At 65.5% G+C, this 3,351-nt stretch carries 2 protein-coding genes and 2 pseudogenes; 2 read left to right on the plus strand and 2 right to left on the minus strand.

The genetic code is table 11. The features are described from left to right. Window positions 1–25 precede the first annotated feature (25 nt). Window positions 26–1,213: a hypothetical protein gene (locus tag QZX93_RS13145; protein WP_295388367.1), complete on the minus strand. Its 1,188-nt coding sequence runs from the start codon at window positions 1,211–1,213 to the stop codon at window positions 26–28. Window positions 1,214–1,507: 294 nt separating this feature from the next. On the opposite strand from QZX93_RS13145, the pseudogene QZX93_RS13150 reads away from it, so the two are divergent. Continuing rightward, window positions 1,508–2,098: pseudogene (locus QZX93_RS13150) on the plus strand (DUF2887 domain-containing protein); the annotation flags it as partial. 6 nt (window positions 2,099–2,104) lie between these two features. Next, window positions 2,105–2,371, plus strand: coding sequence for a DUF4351 domain-containing protein (locus tag QZX93_RS27370; protein WP_366760321.1), 267 nt, complete (start codon window positions 2,105–2,107; stop codon window positions 2,369–2,371). Between the two features lie 247 nt (window positions 2,372–2,618). On the opposite strand, the pseudogene QZX93_RS13155 reads toward QZX93_RS27370, so the two are convergent. Then, a pseudogene (locus QZX93_RS13155) lies at window positions 2,619–3,011 on the minus strand (IS1634 family transposase); the annotation flags it as partial. Window positions 3,012–3,351 lie beyond the last annotated feature (340 nt).

Below are 3,351 nucleotides of genomic sequence, written 5' to 3' on the forward strand. Positions count from 1 at the left end.
ATTACTGCTCTGCCGAACCTTTATATCAGAGGCTTACGCTATTTTCAGACGTTGCCATAGAGCCGTTTTCTTTTTGTGTAACCGCTCTATCCTGCTGTTTTTGAGAAACTATGCGACCTACTGAGATCCCAGAGAGCCAGTTTTCGAGCGCGACGCCCTTGTTTGAGCAGGCCGCGGCCAAGTAGTTGCGGTACTCGGCCACCGAGAGGTCGAGCCCCCGGCCCAGCCCAATCGCCTCGTCATAGGCGTCCACCGCCGCCGCCAGCGCGGCCGGGGTGCCCTGGACTTGGAGCGCGTCGCCCTTGTTCGAGCAGGCCGCGGCCAGGTCGTTGCGGTACTTGGCCACCGAGAGGTCGAGCCCCCGGCGTAACCCGATCGCCTCGTCATAGGCGTCCACCGCCGCCGCCAGCGCGGCCGGGGTGCCCTGGGCTTCGAGCGCGTTGCCCTTGTTCAAGCAGGCCGCGGCTAGGTGGTTGCGGTACTTGGCCACCGAGAGGTCGAGCCCCCGGCGCAGCGTGATCGCCTCGTCATAGGCGTCCACCGCCGCCGCCAGCGCGGCCGGGGTGCCCAGGGCTGCGAGCGTGAGGCCCTTGTCCGAGCAGGCCCAGGCCAGGCCGTTGCGGTACTCCGCCACCGACAGGTCGAGCCCCCGGAGCAGCCCGATCGCCTCGTCATAGGCGACCATCGCCGCCGCCAGCGCATCCGGGGTGCCCAGGGCTCTGAGTGCAACGCCCTTGCTCGAGCATGCGTTGGCCAGGTAGATGCGGTACCCCGCCACCGAGAGGTCGAGCCCCCGGCCCAGCCCGATCGCCTCGTCATAGGCGTCCACCGCCGCCGCCAGCGCGGCCGGGGTGCCCTGGGCTTGGAGCGCGATGCCTTTGTTTGTGCAGGCCCCGGCCAGGTCGTTGCGGTACTCGGCCACCGACAGGTCAAGCCCCCGGCGCAGCCCGATCGCCTCGTCATGGGCGTCCACCGCCGCCGCCAGCGCGGCCGGGGTGCCTTGCTTACAGAGTGCGATGCCTTTTCTGTTTTGGGCCTTCGCCAGCTCTCGCCGCTCGTCAGCCACCGACAGGTCAAGCACATCGCCCAACGCAATCGCCTCGTCATAGACTGCCACCGCGGCGGCGAGCGACTCAGGGTCGCCCTGTTCAGCGAGCCGATCACCCCGCTCCATGAGCGCGCGACAGGTCTCGATCGCGGTTTCGTTCTCCATCCCAATTCCCCCGGCCTTGTGTCTGTTTCAAGATCGTTCCGCATCGTCCCCGTACCCGCTCGCGCGATTGAATGCGAAATGCAGGTCGCCTGGCAAGCCGATTCGAATCGAACTCCGGACACCCGTGGCTGAGCCCGTAGGTCGGGCTGAGGAACGAAGCCCGACACGCTCCCTGGCCCGATCTTCTTCGCGGCACCGAGCAAGCCCGGGAGATCCTCCGGCGGCACCGCCAGCCGGATCGCAGTACACTTAAGTCAAGCCCCGCCACGGCGCGCCCCGCGGCAATCTGAAGCCATGAAAACCGACCAAGTCATCTACGAATTCCTCTCTACCGGCCCCGAAGCCTTCCGCGTGCTGACCGCGGGCCTGGCGCTGGTCGGCGACTATGCCTTCGGGTCCCTGACCTTCAAGGCGATGGAGCGGCGCATCGACGCGGTCTTCGAGCCGCAGGGGCACGGCGGGCCGGTCTATCTGGTGGAATTTCAGGCCCAACCCGCCGCGCATGTCTGGTATAACCTGCTGACCAAGATGGGACTCTAAGGTGAGCAGCACCCCAGCGCCGAGGTCCGCGCAATACTGGTCTTTCTCGACGAGCGAGACGACCCGGGCCTGCCACCGGGCTTCGCCGCGGGCGACCTGCCGCTCAAGGCGATCTATCTCGAGCGCTTCCTGCCCGAGTGGCTGGAGCGGGAGCCCGACAATCCGTTCGTCGCCGTCTTCGCGCCCCTGGTGCTCAAGCGCGACCAGGATCTGGCGCAAAGGGCGCCGCAACTTTGGCAGGCCATCCAGGACTCCGCCTTACCCGAACCGACCCGCGGTACCCTGTCGCAAATCCTGGAGTTTTTGTTTTTCGAGCGTTTCCGTACCCTGACCGCAGAGGAGATCTGGACCATGCTGCACCGTTTGACGCCTCTGGAAGAGACCCGCGCCTATCAATCGATCTTCGTCAAGGGCGAGGCCAAAGGCAAGGCCGAAGGCAAGGCCGAAGGACTCAAGCGCCTTCTTGCCCGCCGTTTCGGCCCCTTGCCGCCCTGGGCCGAGGAGTGCATCGCCACCGCCTCGCCCGCCCAGTTGGATGCCTGGATCGACGACCTGCTCGATGCCGACAGTCTGACCGCACTGATCGGTCCGCAGCGCAGACCCGAATCAGCGAGCTGAGCCGGTCGCCGCCCAGGCGATTCGAGCGGGTAGCGCTCGCTCGCTGCGCCCTACCCACTGGGAGATTTGGTCTTGCGACCCGACCGGCTTCGGGGTGGCCCTGATCAACCCGCCCTTCTCGCTCCATCTGGAGGCCCCGCCCCTGGTTGCCGGCCCGGCGACGCACTACGGGCGCTTCGGGCCGGACACCTCAGCCCTGTCGCACGCCTACGCCCTGCAGGGGGCAAAGGTCGGCACTACACAGCGATTAGTGTATGGGTGCTTGGGGTGTGGCAGTAATCCTCGGTGGCGGTTGCTCGGGCAGACGCAAATGCAGCCGGTCGAGCAGCAGTTGCCGGTCGGATTCCGGCTCGGTGTAGCGGCTCAAGATCAGCGTGCGTCCATCGGTGGTCGGCAGATGCACATCGACCATCTGGATGGCGCCGAATTTTTCCAAGGCGGAGCGTGGGGTGAGGCCCGGCGCCAGCGGACGCAGACGGGCCTTGAGGGTCACCTGGAGACAATAGGCCAAGAAGGCGACGAAGATATGCGCTTCGATCCGCGTATCCAATTGGTGGTAAATCGGGCGAATACTCAGGTCACCCTTGAGTTCCTTGAACGCCTGTTCGACTTCGGTGAGCTGAATATACCAGGTCCAGAGGGTGTGACTGTGGGCAATGGCAGCGTCCTCGCCCAGCAGTTCACCCATCGCACTGTGGTCGAACGAGTGACGATGCAGCCGCCATTCGCTCCCGGGGTCGATCAGGCGGTAGGCGACCAACGTCTTGAGCACATTCAGCCAGCGGGTGCCGTTGCGACTGGGTGGCAACCGCGGCTGCCAGAAGGCGTCCAGCGGCGAGCAGGCGGAATGTGTCAATGAAAATGAGACACCGGGGTGTCGAATTTAGTGTTGCTCGGGAGGCTCTTGGATCTCGGTTAAGCCTGCGGCCGGCGGGTTGATCCAAACCTCTGCGGGAGGCAGCTTGGGTGTCGGCGGTGTG

This window comes from uncultured Thiodictyon sp., assembly GCF_903946935.1.
Taxonomy (GTDB): Bacteria; Pseudomonadota; Gammaproteobacteria; order Chromatiales; family Chromatiaceae; genus Thiodictyon.

What these genes read in the sequence shown, in the direction of transcription:
- QZX93_RS13145 (WP_295388367.1), bottom strand. Translation starts at nt 1,213, where the DNA reads ATGGAGAACGAAACCGCGATCGAGACCTGTCGCGCGCTCATGGAGCGG.
- QZX93_RS27370 (WP_366760321.1), top strand. Translation starts at nt 2,105, where the DNA reads ATGCTGCACCGTTTGACGCCTCTGGAAGAGACCCGCGCCTATCAATCG.